This is a genomic window from Kribbella sp. NPDC048837 (assembly GCF_055586945.1).
Genome location: NZ_JBVJHF010000001.1, coordinates 1,328,098 through 1,354,261, shown reverse-complemented (window position 1 = coordinate 1,354,261; position 26,164 = coordinate 1,328,098). Strand labels below are relative to the sequence as shown.

The 26,164-nt window shown below is 67.8% G+C and carries 20 protein-coding genes and 2 pseudogenes; 11 read left to right on the top strand and 11 right to left on the bottom strand.

Annotated features, from left to right (window positions below; translation table 11 throughout):
* Positions 1–38 precede the first annotated feature (38 nt).
* The 11 genes and pseudogenes from ACZ6O0_RS06210 to ACZ6O0_RS06160 all read right to left on the bottom strand — a co-directional run bounded on the left by ACZ6O0_RS06210 (position 39) and on the right by ACZ6O0_RS06160 (position 11,795).
* On the bottom strand, positions 39–836 hold the full coding sequence (locus ACZ6O0_RS06210) for a hypothetical protein (protein WP_465763735.1): 798 nt from the start codon (positions 834–836) through the stop codon (positions 39–41).
* 78 nt (positions 837–914) lie between these two features.
* Positions 915–1,217, bottom strand: a pseudogene (locus tag ACZ6O0_RS06205) (exo-rhamnogalacturonan lyase family protein).
* Positions 1,175–2,316, bottom strand: a pseudogene (locus ACZ6O0_RS06200) (exo-rhamnogalacturonan lyase family protein). The pseudogenes ACZ6O0_RS06205 and ACZ6O0_RS06200 overlap by 43 nt, the downstream one beginning before the upstream one ends.
* Positions 2,317–2,463: 147 nt before the next feature.
* Positions 2,464–5,046: an exo-rhamnogalacturonan lyase family protein gene (locus ACZ6O0_RS06195; protein WP_465763734.1), complete on the bottom strand. Its 2,583-nt coding sequence runs from the start codon at positions 5,044–5,046 to the stop codon at positions 2,464–2,466.
* Positions 5,043–5,936: a carbohydrate ABC transporter permease gene (locus ACZ6O0_RS06190; protein WP_465763733.1), complete on the bottom strand. Its 894-nt coding sequence runs from the start codon at positions 5,934–5,936 to the stop codon at positions 5,043–5,045. The genes ACZ6O0_RS06195 and ACZ6O0_RS06190 overlap by 4 nt, the downstream gene beginning before the upstream one ends.
* Before the next feature lie 12 nt (positions 5,937–5,948).
* Positions 5,949–6,938, bottom strand: a complete 990-nt coding sequence (locus ACZ6O0_RS06185; protein ID WP_465763732.1) for an ABC transporter permease — start codon at positions 6,936–6,938, stop codon at positions 5,949–5,951.
* A 14-nt stretch (positions 6,939–6,952) separates the two neighbouring features.
* Positions 6,953–8,500, bottom strand: a complete 1,548-nt coding sequence (locus ACZ6O0_RS06180) for an extracellular solute-binding protein (protein ID WP_465763731.1) — start codon at positions 8,498–8,500, stop codon at positions 6,953–6,955.
* The gene (locus tag ACZ6O0_RS06175) at positions 8,497–9,126 is read right to left on the bottom strand and encodes a YesL family protein (RefSeq protein WP_465763730.1); all 630 of its coding nucleotides are present in this window, start codon (positions 9,124–9,126) and stop codon (positions 8,497–8,499) included. The genes ACZ6O0_RS06180 and ACZ6O0_RS06175 overlap by 4 nt, the downstream gene beginning before the upstream one ends.
* Before the next feature lie 252 nt (positions 9,127–9,378).
* Complete coding sequence (locus ACZ6O0_RS06170; RefSeq protein WP_465763729.1) at positions 9,379–10,008, bottom strand: DUF1961 family protein; 630 nt, start codon at positions 10,006–10,008, stop codon at positions 9,379–9,381.
* Positions 10,008–11,048, bottom strand: coding sequence for a LacI family DNA-binding transcriptional regulator (locus ACZ6O0_RS06165; RefSeq protein ID WP_465763728.1), 1,041 nt, complete (start codon positions 11,046–11,048; stop codon positions 10,008–10,010). The genes ACZ6O0_RS06170 and ACZ6O0_RS06165 overlap by 1 nt, the downstream gene beginning before the upstream one ends.
* Before the next feature lie 33 nt (positions 11,049–11,081).
* Entirely contained in the window at positions 11,082–11,795 is a 714-nt protein-coding gene (locus ACZ6O0_RS06160) for a class I SAM-dependent methyltransferase (protein ID WP_465763727.1), read from the bottom strand.
* An 839-nt stretch (positions 11,796–12,634) separates the two neighbouring features.
* Between ACZ6O0_RS06160 and ACZ6O0_RS06155 the strand changes: the two genes are divergently transcribed.
* The 11 genes from ACZ6O0_RS06155 (at position 12,635) to ACZ6O0_RS06105 (ending at position 26,023) form a co-directional block, all read left to right on the top strand.
* Positions 12,635–14,656, top strand: a complete 2,022-nt coding sequence (locus ACZ6O0_RS06155) for a hypothetical protein (protein ID WP_465763726.1) — start codon at positions 12,635–12,637, stop codon at positions 14,654–14,656.
* Between the two features lie 709 nt (positions 14,657–15,365).
* Complete coding sequence (locus ACZ6O0_RS06150; protein ID WP_465763725.1) at positions 15,366–15,827, top strand: hotdog fold domain-containing protein; 462 nt, start codon at positions 15,366–15,368, stop codon at positions 15,825–15,827.
* A gap of 17 nt (positions 15,828–15,844) precedes the next feature.
* A complete protein-coding gene (locus ACZ6O0_RS06145; protein ID WP_465763724.1) occupies positions 15,845–17,008 on the top strand; it encodes a GNAT family N-acetyltransferase in 1,164 nt (387 codons plus the stop codon).
* A 71-nt stretch (positions 17,009–17,079) separates the two neighbouring features.
* Positions 17,080–17,676, top strand: coding sequence for a crossover junction endodeoxyribonuclease RuvC (ruvC, locus tag ACZ6O0_RS06140; protein WP_465763723.1), 597 nt, complete (start codon positions 17,080–17,082; stop codon positions 17,674–17,676).
* Between the two features lie 39 nt (positions 17,677–17,715).
* Positions 17,716–18,318, top strand: coding sequence for a Holliday junction branch migration protein RuvA (gene ruvA, locus ACZ6O0_RS06135; protein WP_465763722.1), 603 nt, complete (start codon positions 17,716–17,718; stop codon positions 18,316–18,318).
* Between the two features lie 3 nt (positions 18,319–18,321).
* Positions 18,322–19,374, top strand: a complete 1,053-nt coding sequence (ruvB, locus tag ACZ6O0_RS06130; protein ID WP_465763721.1) for a Holliday junction branch migration DNA helicase RuvB — start codon at positions 18,322–18,324, stop codon at positions 19,372–19,374.
* A 178-nt stretch (positions 19,375–19,552) separates the two neighbouring features.
* A complete protein-coding gene (gene yajC / locus ACZ6O0_RS06125) occupies positions 19,553–20,008 on the top strand; it encodes a preprotein translocase subunit YajC (RefSeq protein WP_465763720.1) in 456 nt (151 codons plus the stop codon).
* 84 nt (positions 20,009–20,092) lie between these two features.
* The gene (secD, locus tag ACZ6O0_RS06120) at positions 20,093–21,832 is read left to right on the top strand and encodes a protein translocase subunit SecD (protein WP_465763719.1); all 1,740 of its coding nucleotides are present in this window, start codon (positions 20,093–20,095) and stop codon (positions 21,830–21,832) included.
* Positions 21,832–23,001: a protein translocase subunit SecF gene (gene secF, locus ACZ6O0_RS06115; RefSeq protein WP_465763718.1), complete on the top strand. Its 1,170-nt coding sequence runs from the start codon at positions 21,832–21,834 to the stop codon at positions 22,999–23,001. Before secD ends, secF begins: the two co-directional genes overlap by 1 nt.
* On the top strand, positions 23,001–23,540 hold the full coding sequence (locus ACZ6O0_RS06110; RefSeq protein WP_465764067.1) for an adenine phosphoribosyltransferase: 540 nt from the start codon (positions 23,001–23,003) through the stop codon (positions 23,538–23,540). The genes secF and ACZ6O0_RS06110 overlap by 1 nt, the downstream gene beginning before the upstream one ends.
* Positions 23,541–23,653: 113 nt before the next feature.
* Positions 23,654–26,023 carry a RelA/SpoT family protein gene (locus tag ACZ6O0_RS06105; protein WP_465763717.1) on the top strand — a complete coding sequence of 790 codons (2,370 nt, stop codon included), beginning with the start codon at positions 23,654–23,656 and terminating at the stop codon, positions 26,021–26,023.
* Positions 26,024–26,164: the final 141 nt, after the last annotated feature.

Below are 26,164 nucleotides of genomic sequence, written 5' to 3'. Positions count from 1 at the left end.
GCGGCCAACCGGACAGCCGCCGCGCCGCGGTGTCCGATTCACATGCCGAGGGCTTTTCCGTCGATGGTTTGGTTGGCGGGTGGGGTCTTCGGGGGTGCGACCCGGTTGTACTCGGTGAAGGTCAGGGACTCCGGGGTGGTTTTGCTCGGGGACTCCAGGCGGACCGGGCGGGCCGTGGTGACGTCGACCCAGAGGGTGCCGCCGTCGCTGCTCTTCAGGCCGATGCTCGGTACGCCGTCGACCGTCTTCGGCGCGGTCTTCTTGAGCGTGCCCGGGTCCTCGAAGAGTCCGTCGAAGAAGCCGGTCTTGCTGGCGAAGACGGCCAGTTCGCCGAGGTCCTTGTTGGTCAGTGCCGTCTTGATCCAGCGCCCGCCGATCAACGCGATCACCGCGTTCGCCTCGACCTTCGACTTCGACTGGCTGCGCCAGAAGCTGTCGCTCATCCGCAGGTAGGCGGTCTTGCCGACCACGATGACCGAGACGGTGTCCCCGTCCACCGTGATCGACCCGCCACCGCCCGCCCGCGCGAGCCGGACGTCCAGCCGTAACCGCTCCTTGCCGTCGACCAGGTCACCCTTCACGTGCACGCTGTTCGCGGCCTTGGCCGCCGCCTGCGTCTTCGCGAGGATCTGCGCCGTCGACAGCCCGGCGATGCTGACCGGCGTCGGTTTCGGTGTTGGCGTGGGTGTCGGCGCCGGTGTGGAAGCCGGTGCCGACGCCGGCGCCGAGGTGGTGGCCGCCAGGTCGCCGGCTGCCGGATCGGATCCGCCGCAGCCGGCGACGAGAACGGCCATCAGGGCCACCATCGCGCCGGTGGCCGTACGAGTTGTCTGCATGTGTCTTCTCCCCCAGGGCAGCACCGGTCGGTGCGACATACCTGGAGAGATGCAGCTAGCAGTGAAAAGGTTGCGATCTCATGGATTGACGATCTGATCCCCGACCAGAGCCAGCGCCTGGATGGCGGCCAGACCGTAGAGCGCCGTGGTGTTGGTCGAGACCCACTTCGCGGCCCGCGTCGGGTTGAGCGTGGAGTTCACCTCCTCCGACGACCAAGGCAGGTTCGGGCCATACCCGTCGCCGGTCTAGAACTCCTTCCACGCCCTGGCAGCCAGGTCGTCGCGATCCAGGCGAACAGCGGCGTACGCCGTCAACCGGGAGTGCCCCTGCCGCAGGATCAGGTTGCCGAAGTACGCCCCGCACTCCACCTGCCCGAACATCGCGCGCTCAGGTGCGACACACTGACCGTCTTCTCCGTCACCGGCGCGAAGCGACCGGTGTCCAGGTCGTACAACCCACCACCGGTGACGAACCCGTTCGGCATCGCCCCGATCGTCTCCATGGTCCCGAGCAACTTGGCGTGAGCTACGTCGGCCTTCGGTCCCTGACGCTCCCACTCGGTCAACCACGCGGCCGGCAGACCACTCCAGTCCGATCCGAGTCGACCAGCTCGGACAACAGGTCGCCCGTACGCTCGTCCGCCGTCAGGTAGTAGTAGAACCGCCGGAAGATGTCGGCGCGACCGGACCGCAGGAACGCGTACCAGAGCCACAGGTCCGGCGAGAGCTCCGAGTTGTCCCACGCGTACCCGCCCACGTCGTACCGCCAGACGAGCCGGTCGTCGTCGAACGTGTGCATGATGTCGCCGTAGTCCCAGAACCCGTACCAGTGCCGTGACTCGACCTGACCGCGGTAGAAGTCGAACAAGAAGTCCAGATGGTCCTCGATCGACTTCTTCGCCGGCACCGACCGGTCCACCGGACGCACCAGCCCGCCGAAGACCCGCGTGTTGACGATCTGATCGACAGGGTTGATCAGCTGCGGGGGAGTCCGCACCTGGTCCGCCATGTCACCCAGCCGCGCCGCGGAAGGAGTCGCGGCCAGTGCCCAGAACGTGAGCTCGCTGGTCCGAGCGATCCCGTAGGGCGTCCCGAACGCGGGCTCGCAGTCCTCATAGGTAATCTCGAGCCCCTGCAGCTGCTCCGGATACCTGTCCTGCCCCATGCCATCGTGATAGAACCGCGTGTCCGTTGCACCGGCGTCCGGAGACCACAGCCACACGGTGACCTCGGCCTCCTCGGTCGCGGCGCCCCGGATGTCCAGTTGTGTGGGGTGCCGCTGCCAGAAGTCCCTGAGGCCGAAGGCGAATCCGCCACTCACCCCACCCACGTACCCGAGTCCGAACGCGCGCTTTCCTTGATCCACCGAGATCCAGCCGTACCCGCGCTTGGTCCGCTTCTTCACTGTGAACCCGTCAGCGTTCAGCTGACTCAGCGAGTAGTCACCCCACTCCGGGATGTACTGCAGCCGCGTCGTCACCCGTTGATCGCCCTCGTAGCGTTCCCGGACGCTGCCCCCTCCTCGTCCTCGGTGATCTTGTCCTGCTTCAGGTTGACGAGCTGACTGATCAGCTCCACTCGGTGCGGGTATCGAGCAGTGATGCTGCAGGTACGGCGGCCATAGCTGCTAGGACGGTGCGTCGGGAGACCTCCATGCCGTTCCACCTTCATCAGGTCGGTGTTCAGGGATCAGGGACAGGTTCTGGATCGCTGCGAGCGCGTACTGCGACGCGCCGTTGGTACTCACGAACGCGGCCTCGTCGACCGGCATCAGGGTGCCGTCGATGTGAGTGGTCTTCCACTCCGCCTCGCGTTGCATGGCGTTGCGGTTGAGTTGGTCGCCTTCGTCGAGGAAGAACTTGCGCCAGGCCAGCCGGGCCAGCTCCGCGTCACCGCTGCGGGCGGCGGCGTACGCCGCGAGCCGGCTGTGGGCCTGGACGAGTGAGATGCCCTGCAGCGGCTGACCGACCTCAGCGGCCTGCTCCTCGGGCGACAGCAGATAGAGCCGGCAGTAGTCGAGCCATGCCTTCTCGAACCCGGGTACGTCGAGGTCCAGGTCGATCAGCTCGGAACAGAGCTCGGGGAGCCCGAAGAGCGAGGACAGGTGGGACACCGCAATGCCACGCCGGCTCGTGTCGAAGCGTCCTGTGGACAGGTCCATCCGCGCATTGCCGGTGAGGAAGCCATAGTGCAGTGCGGCGATGTCGGCCATCGTTCCGACGAGCCGTGAACGCGCCCGCTCGTCGCCGTGCCGCTCCCAGCGCGTGAGCCAGGCCGCGGCGAGCGCACCCCAGTCCACGCCCAGCTCGATTGAGAGCGCATGCGGGTCGGGGGAGTAGATGTCAGGCCGCACCTTGCGCTGCGGATCGACTCTGAGGAACGCCTCCTCGAGCGTCGCCAGCTCGTCCATCAGATCACCGGTGCGCTCGTCCGCGGTCAGGTAGTAGTAGAAGCGCCGGTAGATCGCACTGGAGATGCGGACCTGCTTGCAGCTGCACCCCCAGTGCTGCACGTTGTGCCGGGACCCGAGTCCCTTCCAGCGGCCGAGGTGATGGACGTCGACCTCACCGGTGTGCCGGGTCATCGCCTCGGCGAACCGGAACACATCTGCCCGCCCTGTCCGCAGGTACTGGTACCAGAGCCAGAGATCCGGTGACAGCTCCGAGTTGTCCCACGCGAAGCCGCCGATGTCGTACCGCCAGGTGTGCCGATCCCGGTCGTAGGTGTGCATGACGTCGCCGTAGTCCCAGAACCCGTACCAGCGCCGTTGCTCGCGTTGGCCGACGTAGTACTGGAAGAGGAAGTTCAGCCGGGCCTCGATGTCCTGGTGGTCGGCTGTGGGGAGACTCCAGCTGCCGAAGACATTTGCCTCGAGTAGCCGGGCCGGAGCGACGGTCAGCAGGCCGGGGGAGTTGAGCAGGGCGGCGTGCTCCGCCAACTCGTCGGCCGGCGGTGTGGAGTCGTGGACCCGCAGCGTCAGCTCATGGGTACGCGCGATGCCGTGAGCGTTGCCGAAGCCCGGTTCGTAGTCCTCGTAGGTGACCTCGAGTCCTTCGAGCTGTTCGGCGTACGTGTCCTGGTCCATGCCGTCGTGCCAGTAGCGCACGTCCATCGCCGGCGCGCTCGGTGACCACATCCACACCGTGGCGGTGGCGACGTCGCCGGCCGCGTAGCGGATGTCGAGGCGGGTCGGGTGCAGTTTCCAGAAATCACGCAGTCCGAAGCCCAGTCCGCCGCTGACACCGCCGACGTAGCCGTAGCCCGGCGATCTGGTCCCGGCCGGGATAGTCACCCAGGCATGACCCGGTGCAGTGCGCTTGCGCAGGGTGAAGCCGTCCGCGCTGCTCTGGTCGAGGGTGTAGTCGTTCCACTGCGGGATGAGGTGCAGCCGGTCGGCTACCTCGGGGTTGGGGATCTCTTCGATCGCACGGCCGGCTGTCTGCACACGTCGTACGTCGTCGCCTGGATCGCGGCGCAGACCGGTCAGCCCGCGGACCGCCTCGGTCAGGAAGCCGGACGGGCCGGCCAGCCGGATGTGGCGGTTGTGCGGCTCGTCGCGCATCACCACGTCCGCGCTGAGGCCCAGCCCGGCCAGGAAGTCGCGGTCGGGGTCGCCGTCCCAGATAAAGCTGTGCACAACGCGCACATCGGTCGCCCCGGCATAAAAGTAGAGCCGGACCGAGAACGGCAGCCAGTCCCCATGCTTGCCTTCCAGCCTGATCACGGCCCGCACTGGTCCGTCCTGTTCGACAACAAGATTGTCGACGGTCGCCGTCGTCTGGTGCCGGGTGCCGCCGAGGTCTTCGTCCGGCCCGTCCTGGCGGAGGCTGACCAGTCGGACGTCGCGCACGACCTCCTGGTCGCCGTACGCGATCGATGCGATCAGTCCCGGTGGGCGTAGCGTCCACGTGACGTCGCCGGTGGTGACCCGGACCTCGTCACCGGACCGCGTGACCTGGACCGGCGCACTCGGCGTGGTCGGCGAACCCGTGATGAGCTCGTACGACGACTCCGGGTGCTCCGCCGGGCCGATCGCGTGGGCGGACCACTTGACCGAGCCGTCCGGCCAGGTCGCGGTCGTCCAGCTCTGCACCGGCGTACCGTCCGACAGCGCGAAGCCGGTGCCTTCGGCAACCGTTCCGCGCGGCCACGGGACACCCCACGAAACGCCTTGCCGACAGGGAGTTTCCAGCCATTGCAGTGTGGTCATTCCTTCACCGATCCGATCAGGACGCCCTTGGCGAAATGTTTCTGCAGGAACGGGTAGAAGAACAGGATCGGCAGCGTCGCCACCACCACGACCGCGAACTTCAGGCCCTGCTCCGGGAAGGTCACGGTCTCCAGTTGCTGCAGCACGTTCGCCGAGTCGGCGTTGGCCGCCGTGAGCTGGCGGACGATCATCTGCAGGGTCCACTTCTTGCTGTCGTCGATGTAGAGCAAGGGCGACATGTAGTCGTTCCAGATCCCGACCGCGTAGAACAGCGAGAACGTCGCGATGATCGGCTTCGACAGCGGCAGCACGATCCGCAGGAACACGTTCAGCTCGTTGCACCCGTCGATCCGGGCCGCCTCCTCGAGCGCCTCCGGCAACTCCTGGAAGAAGCTCTTCACCACGATCAGGTAGAACGGGTTGATCGCCAGCGGCAGGATCAGGGCCCAATAGCTGTCCAGCAGCCCGAGATCACGCACCACCAGGTACGTCGGGATCATGCCGCCGCTGAACACCAGCGTGAACACCACCAGGTTGAGTACGAGCGCGCGCCCGGGGAGGAACCGCTTGGCCAGTGGATACGCCATCGTCAGCGTCAGTACCAACTGGACTACCGTGCCGACCGCGGTCACGCAGATCGTGGTCAGCAACGCGCGGACGAACGTGTCGGTCGAGAAGATGTACTGGTACGTGTCGGTGACGAACTTCTCCGGCCACAGGAAGAACGGCCGTGAGCTGATCTCCGACTCCGACGCGAACGACCCCGCGAGCACGTAGACCAGCGGCAGCACGGTGACGAGCGCCAGTCCCGTCAGCAGGACGATGTTCAGTACGTCGAACACGCGGCTGCCGACAGAGTCGTAGTACCGGACTCTTTGTTTCTTCAGCATCTGCTCGCCTCCTCAGAACAATCCGCGCTGGCCGAGGCGCTTGGCCAGGAAGTTCGAGCCGAAGATCAGTACGACGCCGACCAGACCCTTGAACAGACCGACCGCCGTCGCGTAGCTGAACGCGCCCTGCGTGATGCCGATGTAGTAGACGAACGTGTCGAACACGTCGGCCACGTCGCGGTTGAGCGAGGTGGTCATCAGCCAGATCTGCTCGAACCCGGAGTCCATCAGGTTGCCGGACGTCAGGATCGCCATCACCACGATGGTCGGCCGGATCGCCGGCAGCGTGATGTGCCAGAACTGCCGCCACCGGCCGGCGCCGTCCACCCGGGCCGCCTCGTACAGTTGCGAGTCCACACCGGCCAGCGCGGCCAGATAGATGATCGTGCCCCAGCCGGTCTGCTTCCACAGCAACTGCAGCACGATCAGGGGCCGGAACCAGTCGGCCTGCGCGACGTAGTCGGTCTTCTGCCCGCCGATCAGGCCGTGGATCCAGTTCGCGATCACGCCGAAGTCCACCGAGAACAGCAGGTAGGTCAGCGACGCGACGATCGTCCAGGAGAGGAAGTGCGGGATGTAGATCAGCGACTGCACGGACCGCTTCGCCACGTTGATCCGCAACTCGTTCAGCATCAGCGCGACGACGATCGGCGCCGGGAAGACGAACACGATCGTGAGCAGAGCGAGCAGCAGCGTGTTGAACATCAGCCGGCCGAAGTCCGGCCCGGTGAACAACTCCTGGAAGTGCTTCAGCCCGACCCACTCGCTCCCCGAGTAGCCGAGGAACGGCACGTAGTCCTTGAACGCGATCGTCAGGCCGTACATCGGCAGGTACTTGAAGACGACGAAGTACACCAGGCCAGGTAGCAACAGCAGGTACAGCCAGCGGTACCGCAGCAGATCCCTCCACAGGGGGACCCGGCGGAGCTTCTTGCCCGGTGGGGCCTGCCGCGGGACGTCCGCGGCAGGCTGGACCACCTCAGGCACCAGATCGGTGGCCATGAATCGACCGCCGCTCAGCCGCCGGCCTTGGCGGCCAGGTCGTTGACCTCTTGGGCGATCTGCGTGCCGCCGCTGTCGTACCAGCGCTTGATCTGCGCCTTCAGCTGGTCCTCGGTGATCGCACCGGACAGGTACTTGATCCGCGCGTCCGGGATGATCGTGTCCAGGGTCTGGCCCTTGGCCACCGCGGTCGGCGCGATCACGCTGAGGGCCGGGTTGAAGACCGCGGTCTTCAGGTCCTCGTTCATCAGCACGTCGAACTTCTCCCGCATCGCCCGGCTGGCCGCGTCGTTCGGCCGCAGCGCGTACGCGCCGAGTCCGACGGAGGCGCGCGTACCGAGCTGGATGAAGGCCTTGTCCACGTCGTTCTGGTCCGCCTTGACCTTCGGGTCGTCCTGGTTGATCGGTACGGCGTACTGTCCGTCGACCTTGAAGTTGCGGCCCTCGATGCCGTTGGTGAGCAGGATCGAGCCCTCCTTGGACTCGAGCTTGTCCAGCGTCTGCAGCACCTGGTCGAGCTGCTCCTCGGTCCGGATGTGCTGCTTGGAGACCGCCATCACCATGTTGTAGCCGGTGAACGGGTAGGAGAACTTCTGCCCGTCGGAACGCTTCAGGTTCCCGACCAGGGTGACCTTGTCGAAGTCCTTCGGGTTCTTCTCCTTGAACAGGTCGAGCAGTTGGGTGGCCCGGACGTTGACGTCGATGATCATGCCGCCCTTGCCCTGCACGAACGGGTCGTTCCAGTTCGCGCTGTCCAGGGTGGCGAAGTCCGGGTTGACCAGGCCCTCCGTGACCCACTTGCGCAGCCACTCGTTGGCCTGCAGGAACTCCGGGGTGTCGAAGCCCGGGACCAGTTTGCCGTCGCGCTCACCCCAGCCGTTCGGGGCGCCGAACCAGGTCTCGATGACGTCGTACGGGCTGGCGCTGGCGTAGTTGCCGGGCCACTTCGGGATGATCAGGCCATAGGTGTCCTTCTTGCCGTTGCCGTCCGGGTCCCGCTCGGTGAACGCCTTCGCGATCGCGTACAGGTCGTCGGTGGTCTGCGGTTCCTTCAGCCCGAGCTTGGCCAGCCAGTCCTTGCGGATCACGATGCCGGACCGCAGCAGCGGGCGGACCCGGTAGATGCCGTACGTCTTGCCGTTGGTCATCGAGTTCTTGGCGATCTGCTCGTTGGCCGGCTTGAGGTTCGGGTACTTGTCGAGCTTGCCGGTCAGGTCCCAGAACGCGCCCGCCTCGGCCGCCTTGACGAACGACGGGCTCTTCTCGTTCGCGACCATCACGTCGGGGATCTTGTCCGAGGCGAGCGTGACGTTCGACTTGTCGCCGTACTCGGCGTTCGGCACCCAGGTGATCTTGAGCTTCTTGCCGATCAGCTTCTCGACCGCCTGCTGCAGCTCGCCACTCGGGTCCGGCGCGGTGCCGAACAGCGGCGCCATCACGGTGAGCTCGCTGCCGGCGGCCTGGCTTCCTTTGTCCTCCCCACCACCTGAACAGGCCGAAGCGAGCAACGCCGTCGACAGCGCGAGGGTGACGGCGATGCGCCGTCGGGAGAAGTTGGTCATGAGTTCCCTTTCAGGTGCAGGCGCGCCTCGTTCTCGGCGAAGAAGCGCAGGCAGAGCCAGGTGTCGATCTGAATCCAGGCGCCGGCGGCCAGCACGAACCCGAGCACCGGGAACTTCGCTGACAGGTAGGCGATGGACACCGCGACGAAGAGCAGGACCAGCGACGACGCCGGCCGCGCGAGCGCGACCAACGATGCCTTGGGCAACAACTCGCGGGCCCGGAGGTCGTAGTGCACGGCCAGCGGGAGCAGGTAGGCGGCGATCACTCCGAGCGCGACGAGCGCGGCCAGGCTGGTGAGGCGGGGGAGTGACGCCTTCGCGCCGAGGGACGCGAAGTACAGGTAGTTGCCGATCAGTACGACGGCCACGGCGACGAGGGGCAGCACCACGAGCGATCCGCGGCGGAACTCCCGGCGGAACGCGGCCTTGAAGGCAGGCAAAGCATGAAACGATTCACCGGAGGACCTGCGTCTGGCCAGCGAATATGCTGCGAGGGTAGCCGGGCCGATACCCAGCGCTACTCCGCCGAGCAGGGTGAAGAGGATCCACAGGGCGTTCAGCTTGATCGCCCAGACGACTTCGTCCGCTGCGTCGTAGAGCTTGATCGACCAACCGGTGCCGCTCATCGGCGGCCGTTCACAGGCCGGCAGACGGCCTTGTCTGGTGGGTGTTTCACGGGGGTCCCCCTGCCTTGTGACGAGGGTGTTTCGGGCGAAAAGTGATGTGACCATATGGTTGAATCGTCTCAATGTCAACGCCTCGGAAAGCGTTTGTCAGGGAGTGGTCACAGAGGAGTCCGCCGAGCGAGCCGGGGCGTGCTCGGAGGCGGTGCTCAGGGCTGCTCGGCGGGGGTGCTCAGCGCTGCTCGGCGGTCGTGCTCAGGGCTGTGAGATCCGCAGGTTCGCGTACTCGCCGATCAGCGGCGCCATCTGCCGGAAGCCGATCTTGCCCCCGGTCAACGGCTGCTCGTCGTACCACTGGAAGCTGACCAGGTCGTTGACCGCGAACGTGATCAGCCCGTGGTGCACCGAAAGCCTCAGTTTGTAAGGACCTTCGGCGTCCTGGACGTCCGGGATCGGATCGGCTCCCTGTGCGACCAGGTGGAAGCCGTGGCTCTTGCGCAGGTTGCAGGTGTGGAAGGCGCGCTCGGCCGGCCAGCGGCGGCGGAAGTACGAGACGTGATAGGTGTCCAGGTCGCCGTGGTGGTACTGCTCGTACGGCCCGGTCCGCGGGGTCAGCTCGAAGAGATCCTCGCCCCGGCGGCCCTTGGCGTGGAAGAACAGGATGCAGAGCCCGGGCTCGCGGATCGGCCAGAAGTCCCACTCCACGGTGATATCTGCCGGGACATCCTCCGGGCACCAGAGGACCACGTTCGCGTCCTGCCCATCCTCCGGCGGCCTGGTGCTCTCCAGGCGCAACCGGCCGAGCGGGAACGAGACGGCACCGTCACCCTCGAGTTTGAACCCTTCAAGATCGGCGGCGGAGGCGAGCGGATTCTCGTACAGCATCAGCGGCGGACGTAGTCGCTGGACTCGCGGACGATCAGATCCGGCTGGAAGATGACCTGCCGGTGGCGATGCCGGTCGGCCGCCTCGACCTCCTCCTGCAGCAGCTCCATCGCGGACCGGCCGAGCAACTCGGCCGGCTGCCGCACCGACGACAGCGGTACGGCGGCGGCCCGCGCGAAGTCGATGTCGTCGTACCCGACGATCGCCATGTCCCGCGGCACCTTCAGACCGGCCACGGACATGGCCTGCAGGAAGCCGAGCGCGAGCAGGTCGTTGGCGAGGAAGGCCGCGGTCGGGCGGGACCGCGCCGGCATCGCGGCGACCTGCTCACCGATCGCGCGGCCCTCGACCACGCCCATCACGTCGACTTCGTAGTACTGCAGATCCACGTCGCCCGCCTGCCCGACGGTCGCGGTGATGCCGGCCATTCGATCGGACACCTGCTGCATGGTGAAAGGCCCACCGATAAAGGCGATCCGGCGATGCCCGGCCTCGATCAGATGATTCCCGGCCAGGCGCCCGCCGAGCTGATCGTCGACGCTGACCGAGCACAGCCCTCTATCGGCGGCACGGTCGACCAGGACCACCGGCGTACCGCGGGCCACCAAAGCGGTCAGCCGTGGATCGGTGCTGTCGAACGGCGTGATCAGGATGCCGAGAACGCGCTGCTGCTCGAGCTGATCGAGGTGATGACCTTCGCGGACCGGGTCGGTCTTGCTGTTGCAGAGCATCACGACGGTGTCGTGCTCGTACGCCAGCGCCTCGGCGCCTTCCGCGAGATCGGTGAAGAACGGGTTCGCGACGTCGAGCACCACGAGCCCGACCGTCCGGCTCTTCCCGGCCCGCAGATGCCTGGCCGCCTCGTTCCGCACGAACCCGAGCGCGTGAATGCTGTCCTGCACCCGCTGCCTCGTCGCCGGCGCCACGATCCACGGCCGGTTGAGCACGTTGCTGACCGTGCCCACCGAGACCCCCGCCCGGTGTGCGACCTCCTTGATGCTGGGCGTTGCCATCGTCCCCCGTCCAGCAGCGGTCACCATCCACCGCAGTCTATCCAGGCGCGATTGAATCGTCTAAATCGCTGTCTTCCGGCATCTGAAGTACAGCAGTCCGGGCACGGACTGCCAGACCGGGCGCTCCCCGACCGGCTCGACCATCTTGGCGATGGGCAACCCCGCGGCCGCCAAGGTGTTGACGTACGTCGACAGCATCCGGTGGTACGCCACCCGCGGCAGGATCTCCCACCGTGTATCGCTGTTGTACGGCCCCTCCTCGAAGTACCGCCCGGCGACGCGCCGCGTCGAGCCGTCGACGTGGTCGATCAGCTCACCATCCGCCGGCGTCTTGTAGCACGGGTGCACGATCGACGCCACGAACCACCCACCAGGCTTGAGAATCCGCGCGACCGACCGCACCGTCGGCTCGAGCTCCGGGATGTCCATCAACGCCATGTAACACACCACGCCGTCGAACTCGGCGTCGCGGATCTCGCGCAGCTCCTGAGCATCGCCATGGACGTAATAGATGCCCCGCGGCACGCGCTCCTCCAGCCTGCGCGCATGAGCCAGCAACGCTTCCGAGGCATCTATGCCGACAACCTCAGCCCCAAGATCAGCCAGCCGCCGCGCATCCCGCCCCTGCCCACAAGCAACCGCAGCCACCCGCTGCCCCCGCACGTCCCCCACCAGCCCATCGAACGCCCGATCCTCCAGCCCAGCCCCATCCGGATCCACAGTCGCGTGATAGACGTCCGCCAACTCTTCATACGCACTCGTCAAATTCGCCATACCCCAACCAACGGCCACCCCCACACCCGCCGTTCCAAATCTGCTACGAGCGAACGACTCCTGTCTCCACCGCCCGCATTCCCGTTCGTCAAGCCGACAGCCAATCCAGCCAGCCCGAGCCTGACGAGCTCGTGAAGCATGAGCCCGCCGCTGTCATCGCGAACCTGCCCTTCAGATCCAGCCGCCGCACCACTCATTCGGCCGCAGCTGCCGCACCCTCGTCTCACTGCAGTCGGCGAATCCCATGCGGCGGGCGACCGCGAACCTTCTGTCGTGGCAGCCGCCGACCCCCGTGACCGCAGCCAGGCGCCCTTCTGCCGCAGCCTGGCCACCCTCCGGCGCCCCCTTCGCCGCAGCCCGCGAACCTCCCTTCGTCGCAGGCGGCGACCCCGATGGCCGCAGCCAGGCGCCCCTTGTGCCGCAGCCGAGCTGACCCTTCCGACGGCAGCCTGCGGCAGAGCGCTCTCCGGCCTCATCCGGCGACCCTCTTGGGCTGCACCCGGCGCCTCATTCGGCCAGAGCAGCGACCTCCGTCGGCCGCGGCCCGCGCACCTTCGTGCGGCCTCAGCCGGCGATTCCCTCCACCGGCCGCCGGTAGCGCCCTACTGCCGCATCCGGCGAACGTGTTCGGCGGCAGCCAGGGCCCCTTCGGCCGCAGCCGACGAACTCCCAGGGTACCGAGTCCGCGAATCCCGTCGGCGTGCTCAGCATCCGCTATGAAGTCTCTGGCATACCCGCTCGACGGCCTCACCACGATGTGGTCTTTCCCTTGTGGATAAGGGCTTTCGAGGTCTCACCCGACTTGCAGCGATGCGACGACTATGCGTAGAATCAAACACATGTTCGAAGGCGACTTGACCTCCCTGTCGACGGCCGACCTCCTGGAGTCGGCCGCCGAGCACCGCGCCGAGGTCAACCACCGCGACGCCCGCCTCCTCGAACACGCCCAGATCTACGCCGACCGCCACCACCCCGACGCCTGCTCGATACGTCCAGGCCGCCGCTCCTGCGACGGCCGCGAACGCTCGGTGGTCCTAGGCGGTGAGGGCTGCCCACCAATCGCGGAGTTCGCGATTGCCGAATTCGGTGTCCTCCTCGGCATCTCGCCAAGAGTCGCCGCAGACTACATCGGCCAGGCACTGGCCCTGCGCCACCGATTCCGCTTCACCTGGGCAAGGATCCAAGCCGGCGAAGCCACCCCATGGAAGGCCTGCCGCATAGCGGCGGAGTGCTCCAAGCTCTCCGAAGAAGCCGCCCGCTACGTCGACCAACGAGTCGCACCCCTCATCGACTCGATCACCCCGTACCGCCTGGACAAAATCGTCACCGCCGCCAAGATGCACGCCGACCCCGACACAGCCCGAGCCGAGGCCGACGAGAAGGCCCGCGAACGAGGCGTCTTCGTAGGCCAGTCGAACCAACACGGCACAAAGACCATGTACATCAAGGCCGCCGCCGGCGCCGTCGCTAGAAACGACGCAACCATCACAGCAATCGCCGAGGCCCTGAAGACCTTCGGCGACACCCGCCCCCTCGAAGCAGTAGGCATCATCGCCGACTCCCGCTACACCCAAGAACTCCTAACCCAAGCCCGCCACCACCGCCTCACCCCCACACCTCCGGACACCCCAAGCTCTCCCTGCACCGCCGCTTCTGCCGACGCCACCACGCGTCAGCGCATCACCACGCCTCCGGGTACCACCATGTCTTCGGGCGCCACCACACCTCTGGGCGGGTCGGACAACGCGGTCCCGGATGCGACTGGGCCGGACACCGTTGTTCAGAAGGCGATCGCGCCGGACAACGGGTATCTCCACGACCAAGCCAGGTCCGCCGAGCCCGATGCACGTGGATGGGTTGGGATGGACCGCGGCGCGGCGTCGGGCTCCTGGCCGAGTGACGACGAACTCCTCGATAACTGGACCGGTGGCCGCGACGAACCCAGCCTGGACGACGAGGCTGACCGCGACGCACCTCACCCGAGCGTCAGCGACCTCATAGACCCACTCGACGCACCATCCAAGGATCCGGTCGAACCCTTCGACTCATCCGAGCCCGACCAAGGCATCGATCCCAACGACGGCCAGCCCATGGCCGCAGCCGCCCGCCGTGCCCTGTACGCACGCCTGGCCCAAATCAAGCACGACGCCTACACCAACCCCACTCACGCCGGCGCCCGCCGCACCACCGACACCGACACCGACGCAGGCATCGGCGCGAGCGTCGGGATCGTCGTTGGCGCCGAAGCCGGTCGCAGCCCCGAAGCCGGTCGCAGCCCCGAAGCCGGTCGCGGAACAGGCACCGGCGGCGACACCAGCGCCGGCAAGGGCGACCACAAGGGATGGATGCGTCCGGGGCAGACCGAGATCTATGTGCACCTCACCGATCACACCCTCGCCACCGGTACTGGCGTCCTGCGCGCCGAAGGCCTCGGCCCGCTGCTGGCCGAGCAGTTGAAGGAGCTGATTGGCCACGGCCCGTACACGGTGAAGCCGGTCATCGACCTCAACGACGCGGTCAGCGTCGACGCCTACGAAATCCCCGACCGGATCCGTGAACGCGTGAAGCTGACCCACCCGGTAGAGGTCTTCCCCTACGGCAACCGCGAAACCCGTCGCACCATCGACCTGGACCACATCCAGCCGTACGACCCGCTCGGACCACCAGGACAAACCAGCACTCAGAACCTCGCACCCCTGGGCCGCTTCAGCCACAGGATCAAGACCCACGGCCACGGCTGGAGCGTCCGCCGCGTGGACCAGAAGACCCTTGAATGGCGTACGCCCCACGGGTTCACCTTCCGCGTCGACCCCACCGGCACAGTCAGATTCAACAGTCCACGACCCGACCGCGCGACCTGAGCATGGTGCACGGCGACAATCACTGCGCGCTTGCCGGCGCTCGGATTGTCCCCGGAGGCGGTCGGCCTGAGCCATGTGCTGCAGGCCGTGGGGTACGACGAGGCACTTGTTGGCCGGTTGCAATTACGCAGAACGCTTCCGGGTCGGACTCCTGATGAGTCGAGGGAGTTCTGTCTGATGGCAGGCGCGTAGCCGTTCCTCTGGTGCTGTCGACGAGACCGAGCTGGGTCGAAGGGTCTTGACGGCTCGGCGTGGTCCGACAGCAAGTGAGTCCGACTCCCGGGTGGGCACTCGGCGAGTCGTGCGTAGGTCTGCAGGGCGGACCGCGGGGTTGGTTGCCGGACCTGATGTTCTCGCGCCGCGTATGAATGCCTGTCGCTGTGGGAGCTCGTATCTAACACTTCGCGCGATCTCTATCGGTCCTTTTTGACTGTTGGCTGCTCGTTGCGAATCGCGTTCACCCGGATCACCTTCACTCGGTCGCCGGTCGCCGGTCGCCGGTCGCCGGTCGCCGGTCGGTTAGCTCTGTAGTCGTCCGCCCAGTTGCCGCCGCGGGCGGTGTGCTCGCCGGTTGGGTTCGTGCGCGTTCCGGTCCGCGCTACGCCGCCGGAGGCGGCCAAAGGATCTGCCGCCGCGAAGCGGTGTCCTTTGGTTGTCCCCCTCGTACCAATGCTCGACGAGGTATGTGACTGGTGGGTAACATGGCGGGATGGGTAGTCAGGTGTTGGGGATGTGGGAGCGGTTGCGGGGAGTGCCGGGTGGGGAGCGGGTGTTTTCGCGGGCGTTCACCTGGAAGGCGCCGTACTTCCGGTCGATCCGGCCGCGGTTCGTGCAGGTGAGTCCTAACTACGCGGCGTTGGTGCTGCCGAAGCGGCGGGCGGTGCAGAACCACATCGGGACCGTGCATGCGATTGCCGTGTGCAACGGGTTGGAGGCGGCGATGGGGGCGTTGGCGGAGGCGACTGTGCCGCGGGAGAAGAGGTGGCTGCCGAAGGGGATGGAGGTCGCCTACCTGGCCAAGTCGACCTCGGACCTGACGTGTTCGGCGGAGACGGATCCGGAGGCGTGGACGGCGGGGCCGGATGTGCCGGTGCGGGTGAAGGCGACGCGCGACGACGGCACGGTGGTTGTCGAGGGCACGATCCACCTGTGGGTCACGGAGCGGAAGTAGGACGTAAGGTCAGCGGCGTGACTGATGCGCTGCGGTTGGTGGACATCACCGAGGACCACCTCGAGGACGTGTTGCGGGTCCGGAGGCAGTCGTTCGGGACGATGGCGTCCGGGGATCGGGACGAGTGGTGGAAGTACGCCGTCAAGTTCCTCGAGGACGGGCGGTACGTCGGGGTCGCGGACGGCGACGAGGTCGTCGCGGCGGCGCGGTTCTGGAACTACGAGCAGTGGTGGAGTGGCCGGCGGGTCCCGGTGGCGGGGGTGGCCGGCGTCGTCGTGTCACCGGAGTACCGCGGCCGCGGGGTCGGCAGCAAGCTGATGCGTGGGGTGATGCGGCGCGCGGTCGAGAAGGGCTATCCGCTGTCGGCGCTGTACCCGGCGACCACGGTGATCTACCGGCACCTCGGGTACGAGTTCGGCGGCTCGCGGTACAAGTACTCCTTCCAGTCCGCCGACCTGCGCCGCCTCGGCGGCAAGGACGTCAGCATCCGCCGGGCCGGGCCCGACGATGCGCGGCGGTTCCTCGAGGTGGCCGGCCGGGTGAACGAGTCCCGCCGGTCGAACGGCCCGCTGATCTGGCCGCTCGACGAGATCGAGGAGTGGCTCGCGGACGAGGACAACACGGCGTTCCTCGCCGACGACGGGTTCGTGCTCTACAACTGGTCCGGCGACGAGGAGTTGTCCGTCGACGAGCTGATCGCCGGCTCGGAGCAGACCGCGCGGGCGCTGTGGGCCACGGTCGGTTCCGGTTCGTCGATCGCCCGGACCGTGCACGCGTACCTCCCGCCCGGCGACCCGATCCACTTCATGATCGAGACCGAGGCGGCCAAACACGCCGAACAGCAGCGGTGGATGCTGCGGTTGCTCGACGCCCCGGCTGCCATCGCGGCACGTGGGTTCGGTGCCGACGTCGAGGTGGACATCCGCATCGACGATCCCGACGTACCGGAGAACAGTGGGGCCTGGCACCTGTCGGTGGCAAAAGGCAGGGGTGAGCTGACGCAGGGGCAGCAGGGGGCGGATCCGATCAGGCTCGGCGCACGTGGACTGGCTGCCCTGTACGCCGGTACGCCGCTCAACGTGCTCCGGGGAGCGGGACTGGCCACCGGACCGACCACCGACGACGCCGCGGTCGACGCAGCCTTCGCGGGATCCGCGTCGTACATGCTCGACTACTTCTGATCCGGCGCGTCGATGACGTGCCGTCCGGCACCGCCGATTAGGGTTGTCGAACAAACGTTCGGAGGTGGTCCATGCGGGTGCTCGGCGTCGACCCGGGGCTGACCCGGTGCGGACTCGGCGTCGTCGAGGGTACGCCGGGCAAGCCGCCGGCGCTGGTCGCCGTCGGGGTGATCCGGACGCCGGCCGAGCTGGACGTGGCCAAGCGGCTGGTCCGGATCGAGGCCGAGCTGGAGGAGTGGATCACCGAGTACCGGCCGGATGCGGTCGCTGTGGAGCGGGTGTTCGCGCAGCAAAACGTCCGTACCGTGATGGGGACGGCGCAGGCGTCCGGTGTGGCGATGGTGGTGGCCGCCCGGCGTGGTCTGCCGGTCGCGCTGCACACGCCGAGCGAGGTGAAGGCTGCGGTCACCGGCTCCGGCCGGGCCGGCAAGGAGCAGGTGACCACGATGGTGACCCGGATCCTCAAGCTCGCCGAGCGCCCGACGCCCGCGGACGCCGCCGACGCGCTGGCGCTGGCGATCTGCCAGGTCTGGCGTGGCGGTGCGACGAGCAAGTTGCAGGAGGCGGCCGCGAGCCGGTCGAACCTGGAGGCCCTGGCGCAGGCGCAGTCCCGCCTGCAAGTGGCTAGGCTGCGGGCCGCGGTAGCCGCCCAGCAGGGCAAGCGGTGAGCAAGTGATGAGCAGGGCCGAAGGGCTTGGAGGTTGGCGATGATCGCCTTTGTGCGGGGGCCCGTGGCGGCCATTGGTGTCGACAGTGCCGTGATCGAGGTCGGGGGAGTGGGCCTGCAGGTGTTCTGCCATCCCGGCACGCTCGCGGGGTTGCGGCCGGGCCAGGAGGCCCGGGTGGCGACCTCGATGGTCGTGCGGGAGGACTCGCTGACGCTGTACGGGTTCTCGGACGACGACGAGAAGAATCTGTTCGAGTTGCTGCAGACGGCGTCCGGGGTCGGGCCGAAGCTCGCCCAGGCGGCCCTGGCGGTGCTGAGTCCGGACCAGCTGCGGCAGGCCGTTGCGACCGAGGATCTCGCCGTACTGGTGAAGGTGCCGGGCATCGGTAAGAAGGGTGCGCAGCGGATCGTGCTGGAGCTGAAGGACAAGATCGGCGCGCCGTCGAAGACGGTGACCGGTCGTCCGCTGCAGACGCAGGAGGCCTGGCGGGACCAGGTGCACGCCGGCCTCGTCGGCCTCGGCTGGTCGACGCGGGACGCGGAGGACGCCGTCACCGCGGTCTCGCCGCTCGCCGCCGACAGCCCGAACCCGTCCGTCCCCGACCTGCTGCGTGCCGCGCTGCGCGTGCTCTCGAAGGCGTAAGGCATGGAAGACAACGTCCGGCCCCTCGTGTCCGCGGACGCGGTGGATCTCGAGGAACGCAAGATCGAGTCCGCGCTGCGGCCGCGCACGCTGGCCGAGTTCGGCGGCCAGCGCCGGGTCAGCGAGCAGCTCGAGTTGGTGCTCCATGCCGCTCGCGGACGGAACCGGGCGCCGGATCACGTGCTGCTGTCCGGCCCGCCCGGGCTCGGCAAGACCACGCTCGCCATGATCATCGCCAGCGAGCTGTCAGCGCCGCTGCGGGTGACCAGCGGTCCCGCGATCCAGCACGCCGGCGACCTCGCCGCGATCCTGTCCGGGCTGAGCGAGGGCGAGGTGCTGTTCCTCGACGAGATCCACCGGATGTCACGGCCCGCCGAAGAGTTGCTGTACATGGCGATGGAGGACTTCCGGGTCGACGTGATCGTCGGCAAGGGGCCGGGGGCAACCGCGATCCCGCTGGAGATCCCGCCGTTCACGCTGGTCGGCGCGACCACCCGGGCCGGGCTGCTGCCGGGGCCGCTGCGGGACCGGTTCGGGTTCACCGGGCATCTGGAGTTCTACGACGCCGCCGAGCTGGAGAAGATCGTCAACCGCTCGGCCGCGCTGCTCGAGGTCGACATCACCCCGGAGGGCGCGGCCGAGATCGCGTCCCGGTCCCGCGGTACGCCGCGGATCGCGAACCGGCTGCTCCGCCGGGTCCGCGACTACGCGGAGGTACGGGCGGACGGCATCGTCACGCTCGCCCTCGCCAAGGCGGCGCTCGAGCTGTACGAGGTGGACAAGATGGGCCTGGACCGGCTCGACCGGTCCGTCCTGGACGCGCTGTGCCGCCGTTTCGGCGGGGGACCGGTCGGTCTTTCCACGCTGGCGGTTGCGGTCGGCGAAGAACGTGAGACTGTGGAGGAAGTGGCCGAGCCATTCCTGGTCCGGTCCGGCTATCTGGCCCGTACGCCCCGCGGCCGCGTCGCCACGCCCGCGGCCTGGCGGCACATCGGGCTCAAGGTCCCGAAGGGTGCCACCTTCGCGGACACCCTGTTCGACACAGACGAAGACTGAAGAGTGGACACTCCGTAGCGAGTAACGCAAACGTGACCCGGTGTCATGAGGCAGTTGTTGCTGCTCAGGGTTAGACTCCCCGGTGGCCTGACCTGAGGCCATTCCGTTGCGACCTGCGCGCTTGAGCAGAGCGTGCCGGACGCCCGTATTCCCGATCGACGAAGGATTCTGAGACCAAATGCAACTCCTCGCCGTACCGATGGCCTCTTCCGGGGGCGGCTCCGGCTTCACGCTGCTGCTGCCGCTGATCCTGATCGTCGGGATGATCTGGTTCATGAGCCGGACGCAGCGCAAGCAGCGTCAGCGGCAAGCAGACACCGTCGCCTCCCTCAGCCCCGGCACGAAGGTGATCACCACCAGCGGCCTGGTCGGCATCGTCGAGGAGACCGACGACGAGTACGTCACCCTGGAGATCTCCGAGGGCGTGCTGGTGCAGGTGGTCAAGGCCGCGGTCGGCCGGGTCATCCCGGACGAGGACGCCGCCGAGACCCCGGCCGAGGAGGACGCCGACGCCGCGGAGGTCGAGGCCGCCGACGAGCCGGCCATCCACGCGGGCCGTGACAAGGCGCAGGACAAGGCCGACGGCAAGGTGCAGGACGCGCCGAAGCTGCCGCCGACGCACACCGAGAACTGATTTCCGTCCCAACGGCCTGAGGCGCGGCGCCCGGCGTCCACGAGACGTTGCGGCGCGCCCAGAAGCACAAAGGTTGAATCTGACGTGGCAACGACGACGACATCCCGCCCCTGGCGGAACCTGATCGCCCTGGCGGTCATCGTGGTCCTGCTGTTCGGGATCATGGCGCTGACCAACACCTGGAAGCCCAAGCTCGGCCTGGACCTGCGCGGTGGCACCACCATCACGCTGACCGCGAAACCGGCTGCCGGCAGTGGCTCGGTGACCGCCGACCAGCTGAACGAGGCGAAGAACATCATCTCGCAGCGGGTCAATGGTGCGGGTGTCGCGGAAGCCGACATCACCACGTCCGGGGGAAATCACATCAACGTGGCCGTCCCCGGCGCCACCCAGGACGCGTTGGTGAAGCAGGTCGGCCAGACCGCGTTGCTCTACTTCCGGATCGTGTACGACGGCCAGGCGACCGCGCCGGTGGCGACACCGACGCCGACCCCGACCGGTACGCCGCTGCCGAGCACCACGCCGAAGCCGAGTACGACGGTCAAGCCGAAGGCCAGCACCACGCCGAGTTCCACGCCGAAGGGTCGGGCCTGGACCAGCGCGCTCGGCGAAGCCACGCCGACGCCGACCCCGACGCCGAAGGCGAGTACGACGCCGACCGCGCCGACCACCACGCCGACGACGCCGGCCACGAACCCGGGCGACCCGCTGAGCTACGTCCCCGACGCGGCCACGCAGGCCGCGTTCGCGGCGTTCAAGTGCGGTGACCCGCAGACCGACGACCCGAACAAGCCGCTGTTCTCCTGTGACCGGGACAAGCAGTTCAAGTACCTGCTGGGTCCGGCGATCATGAAGGGCACCGACCTGGCCGACGCCAGCGCGGGCATCCCGCAGGGCGGCTTCCAGTGGCAGGTCAACCTGAAGTTCACCGGCGAGGGCGGCGACAAGTTCCTCAAGGCCACCCAGAACATCTCCGCCCGCGGCCAGGGCCAGAACCTGTTCGCGATCGTGCTCGACGGCGAGACCATCTCGACGCCGAGCGTGGAGAACCCGATCCCGGGCGGCCAGGCGCAGATCACCGGTACCTTCACCGAGGCCGAGGCGCGGGACCTGGCGAACGTGCTGAAGTACGGCGCCCTGCCGATCTCCTTCGACATCTCGTCGGTCGAGACCGTGTCGCCGCAGCTCGGCGGCGACCAGCTGTCCGCGGGTATCTGGGCCGGCATCATCGGCCTCGTCCTGGTCGTCGTCTTCTGCTTCCTGTACTACCGGGGGCTGGGGATAGTCGTGGTGGCGTCGCTCGGGATCGCGGGCATCCTGACATACCAGCTCGTCTGTCTGCTCGGCCACGCGATCGGGTTCACCCTGACCCTGGCCGGTATCGCCGGTCTGATCGTGGCGGTCGGTATCACCGCGGACTCGTTCATCATCTACTTCGAACGACTCCGCGACGAAGTGCGCGAGGGCCGCAGTCTGCGCTCCTCGGTGGAGACCGGCTGGGCCCGGGCCAAGCACACGATCATCGCGGCCGACTCGATCTCGCTGCTCGCCGCGGTGGTGCTGTACATCCTGGCGATCGGCAGCGTGAAGGGCTTCGCGTTCACGCTCGGCCTGACCACGCTGCTCGACCTGGTGATCGTGTTCATGTTCACCAAGCCGATGGTCACGCTGCTGGCCCGGACCGACTTCTTCGGTCACGGCCACAAGCTGTCCGGTCTGGATCCCGAACATCTCGGTGTGGAGCGGCTGCCGGGTCAGATGAAACCGTCGGCCCGGCCGGCCAAGCCGTCGTCGAAGCCCAAGCCGGTTGGAGGGGAGGTCTGATGTCGAAGCTCGGACAGCTGGGTGCCAAGCTGCACCGCGGTGAGGTCTCGTACGACTTCATCGGTCATCGCAAGCTCTGGTTCACGATCTCCCTGGCCCTGGTGGCCATCTCGCTGATCGGGCTCTTCACCCGCGGCCTGGCGCTGGGTATCGAGTTCAAGGGCGGCGTCGAGTACCAGGCGAACGTCAAGGTCACCAGCAATACCGTCGACGACTTCACCAGTGTGGTGAAGGCGACCAATGCCAAGGATCTCGGCGACCCGGTCGTCACCACCATCGGCTCCGACAAGGTGCGGGTGCAGACCAAGCCGCTGGCGCAGGACGACATCGCGAAGGTCCGTGCGGCGATCGCCAAGGAGGCCGGGGTCTCGATCGACCAGGTCACCTCTCAGCAGATCGGCGCGTCGTGGGGTCAGCAGATCGCGAACAAGGCGATCTGGGCGCTGGGTGTGTTCCTCGGCCTGGTGTTCCTGGTCATCTGGGCCTACTTCCGAGAACCCAAGGCGTCGGCGGCCGCGATCATCGCGCTGATCCACGACGTCACGATCACGGTCGGCGTGTACGCGATCATCGGGTTCGACGTCACGCCGGCGACGGTGATCGGCGTCCTGACGATCCTCGGTTACTCGCTGTACGACACGGTCGTGGTGTTCGACAAGATCCGCGAGAACACCCGGGGCATCACCGGGAACACCCGCTACACCTACTCCGACGCGACCAACCTGGCCGTCAACCAGACCGTCGTACGGTCGATCAACACGACGATCACCGCGCTGCTGCCGATCGCCTCGATCCTCGTGGTCGGAACGGTGGTGCTGGGGACCGGGCCGCTGAAGGACCTGTCGCTGGCGCTGTTCGTGGGTGTCGCGGTCGGTGCGTACTCGTCGATCTTCATCGCGCCGGCGCTGCTCGCGGTCTTCAAGGAGCGTGAGCCGGGTATGCAGGCGCTGCGCCGCCGGGTCATGGCCAAGCGGGCCCAGGCGGCGAGCGCGGGTGCTCCGGTCGCGGTGGCGACCGCGGGTGCTCCCGCGCGGTCCGCCGTCCAGGACAAGCCGCGCAAGGACCGGCCGGTGGGTACGGCGCCGACGCCGGCGGCCCGGCCGATGAAGGCGACCGCGGCCGGACGGCCGCAGCCGACGCGCAAGCCGCGGTCGAAGCGCGGTAAGTGATGCGGTCGCTGGAGCAGGTGCTCGCCGACGGCATCCGCGACATCCCGGACTACCCGCAGCAGGGGGTGGTGTTCAAGGACATCACCCCGCTGCTGGCCGACCACAGCGGCTTCGCCCAGGTGGTGGAGGCGATGGCGGCGGCCGGGAAGGACGACGACGGGAACCCGGTGGTCGACAAGGTGGTCGGGATCGAGGCGCGCGGGTTCATCCTGGCCGCCCCGGTCGCGCTCGCCCTCGGCGCCGGGTTCGTGCCGGTGCGGAAGAAGGGGAAGCTGCCGGCGGCGACGTACGAGGAGTCGTACGCGCTGGAGTACGGCGAGGCGACCATCGAGGTGCACCAGGACGCGTTCGCGCCGGGTGACCGAGTGCTGGTGATCGACGACGTCCTCGCCACCGGCGGGACGGTCGAGGCCTGTCTGCGCCTGATCCGGCGCTGCGAGGCCGAGGTGCTCGGGACCACGGTCCTGCTGGAGCTGTCGTTCCTGCCAGGGCGTGAGAGGCTGGCGGGCGAGCAGTTGACGGCGCTCGTCACAGTTTGACATCAGTGACCCACCCGGCGTGTTGTCCACAGGGTGTTTCCGCCTCGTTGGCCGTCGCCCCCTAGACTGGTGGTCTGTCGGCGGAGGGACACAACGTGGGCGAAGACCCGGCGATGACATCAGCGGTGCCGAACGTGGTACCGCAGGAGCCTCCGCGCGCGCCCGCACCGGTGCGCCCGGCGCCCGTGTCACCGCCTGCCGCCCAGCCGCCGCGGATCGCGCCGGCCCGGGTGCGGGCCCGGCTCGCCCGTCTCGGCGGCACCCGGCACCCGAACCGGGCGCCGATGCTCGAGCCGCTGTTCCGGGTCGTCCGGGCAACCCACCCGAAGGCCGACCTCGGCATGATCGAGCGCGCCTACCGGACCGCGGAGAAGTACCACACCGGCCAGCTCCGCAAGAGCGGTGACGCCTACATCACGCACCCGCTCGCCGTCGCCACCATCCTTGCCGAGCTCGGTATGACCGCGCCGACCCTGTGCGCCGCGCTGCTCCACGACACCGTCGAGGACACGCCGTACACGGTCGAGGAGCTGACCCGCGACTTCAGCGAAGAGATCGCCATGCTGGTCGACGGCGTGACCAAGCTGGACAAGGTCAAGTACGGCGAGTCCGCGCAGGCCGAGACGATCCGCAAGATGGTCGTCGCGATGGCCAAGGACATCCGGGTGCTGGTGATCAAGCTCGCCGACCGGCTGCACAACATGCGCACGCTCGGCTTCCTGCGGCAGGAGAAGCAGGAGCGGATCGCCCGCGAGACCCTGGAGATCTACGCCCCGCTGGCCCACCGGCTCGGTATGAACACGATCAAGTGGGAGCTCGAGGACCTGTCCTTCTCGACCCTGCACCCGAAGGTGTACGACGAGATCGTCCGGCTGGTCGCCGAGCGCGCGCCGTCGCGGGACGAGTATCTGGCCACGGTGATCGACCAGGTGCACGAGGACCTGCGCGCCGCCAAGGTGAAGGCGACCGTCACCGGCCGGCCCAAGCACTACTACTCGATCTACCAGAAGATGATCGTCCGCGGCCGCGAGTTCGGCGACATCTACGACCTGGTCGGCATCCGCGTGCTGGTCGAGTCGGTCCGGGACTGCTACGCCGCGCTGGGCATCCTGCACGCGCGGTGGAACCCGGTGCCCGGCCGGTTCAAGGACTACATCGCGATGCCGAAGTTCAACATGTACCAGTCGCTGCACACCACGGTGATCGGCCCGCAGGGCAAGCCGGTGGAGCTGCAGATCCGGTCGTTCGCGATGCACCGCCGGGCGGAGTACGGCATCGCCGCGCACTGGAAGTACAAGGAGGACCCGACCACCGCCGCGCCGGACGCGGCCGGCCCGCCCAGCACCGAGATCGGCGGACCGAACGAGATGCCGTGGGTGCGGCAGCTCGTCGACTGGCAGCGGGAGACCTCCGACCCGTCGGAGTTCCTGGACTCGCTGCGGTTCGAGATCAACAACTCCGAGGTCTACGTCTTCACCCCGCGCGGTGACGTGATGTCGCTGCCGGCCGGGTCGTCACCGGTCGACTTCGCGTACGCGATCCACACCGAGGTCGGGCACCGCTGTATCGGCGCCCGGGTCAACGGCCGGCTCGTGCCACTGGAGAGCACCCTGGAGAACGGCGACGTCGTCGAGGTCTTCACCTCGAAGGCGCAGGGCGCGGGGCCGTCGCGGGACTGGCTCACGTTCGTCAAGAGCCCGCGCGCGCGGAACAAGATCAAGCACTGGTTCTCCAAGGAGCGCCGCGACGAGGCGATCGAGCACGGCAAGGACGCGATCGCCAAGCAGCTCCGCAAGGAGGGCCTGCCGCTGCAGCGCCTGCTGTCGCACGAGACCCTGACCGCGGTGGCGAACTCACTGCGCTACCCCGACGTCACCGGTCTGTACGCCGCTGTCGGCGAGAGCCACGTCTCCGCGCAGGCCGTCGTACGCCGTCTGATCGAGACGTACGGCGGTGAGGAAGGGGCGGCCGAGGACCTCGCCGAGGGGTTGCGGCTGCCGCAGACGAAGGAGCGCCGCAAGCGGGCCGCCCGCGGTGACGCCGGTGTCATCGTCAAGGGCGCGACGGACGTGCTGTCGAAGCTGGCCCGGTGTTGTACGCCGGTGCCCGGCGACGAGATCATCGGCTGGATCACGCGGGGCGCGGGCGTCTCGGTGCACCGGGCGGACTGCGCGAACGTGGAGAACCTGCAGACCCAGCCCGAGCGGATCGTCGAGGTCGAGTGGGCGCCGACCGCGCAGTCGGTGTTCCTGGTCGCGATCCAGGTCGAGGCGCTCGATCGGGCCCGGCTGCTGTCGGATATCACCCGGGTGCTGTCGGACTACCACGTGAACATCCTGTCCGCGGCGCTGACCACGACCCGTGACCGGATCGCCAAGTCCCGCTTCACCTTCGAGATGGGCGACCCGACCCACCTCGGCCACGTCCTGAAGGCGGTCCGCTCGGTCGAGGGCGTTTTCGACGTCTACCGCGTCACCCAGTAGGCCTCGCCATTTTGTGAGGCCGGGGAGACTGCGGGTATGGCTTCCTCGGGTGCGGTTGGGCGACGTGGACTGCTGATTGCCGGTGCTGGGTTGCTGGCGGGATGCAGTGGGTCGTCGGCGGAGGAGCAGCCGAGTCGTCCG